This window comes from Luteimonas huabeiensis HB2, assembly GCF_000559025.1.
Taxonomy (GTDB): Bacteria; Pseudomonadota; Gammaproteobacteria; order Xanthomonadales; family Xanthomonadaceae; genus Luteimonas; species Luteimonas huabeiensis.
Genome location: NZ_JAAN01000067.1, coordinates 1 through 618 on the forward strand (window position 1 = coordinate 1; position 618 = coordinate 618).

1 protein-coding gene is annotated in these 618 nt (G+C 64.6%); it reads left to right on the forward strand.

Going from position 1 to position 618, the window contains the following annotated elements:
• A partial coding sequence (locus Z164_RS0119420) for a copper resistance protein B (RefSeq protein ID WP_024892293.1) occupies window positions 1-553 on the forward strand: 553 nt, incomplete at its 5' end.
• Between the last annotated feature and the right edge of the window lie 65 nt (window positions 554-618).

The following is a 618-nucleotide window of genomic DNA, read 5'->3' on the forward strand; positions in this document are numbered from 1 at the left end:
GAACGCGGAGCCGCACGAGCCCATTCCTGCCATCACCGCGGCCGATCGGGCCGCGGCGTTCCAGGGCCTCGATGCGCACGTAATGCACGGCGAATCGATCAACTCCTACTGGTCGCTTGACCGGCTTGAGGCCTGGGACGCGGATGAGGACGGCACCGGCATGGCCTGGGAAGCGAACTATGCCGCGCTTGGTGTCATCGGTCTCGCCCCGTACAAGTTCGAAGTCGAAGCGACCGCCTACGTGGGCGAGTCCGGCCAGGTCGGGCTTGGGGCGGAAGCCGAATACGAAATGCTGTTCACCAACCGGTTGATCGGCCAGTGGCTGATCGAGGGCGAAGCCTGGAGCAAGGACGATCCGGCGGTTGGAATCGGCAGCGGACTGAGCAAGGTCGAAGCCGGTTTCCGCCTGCGCTACGAGTTCCATCGGCAGTTCGCTCCCTATGTCGGCGTCGTCTGGGAGCGTGCCTACGGCGGAACGGCGGACCAGCGTCGCGCACGGTCCGGGGACGTCGACGACACCCGGGTCGTGGCCGGCGTCCAAATCTGGTTCTGATGGGAGAACACACATGCAACCAAAGACACGCAAGCGTGTTTGGTTGATCGGGGTTCCGCTGGTTG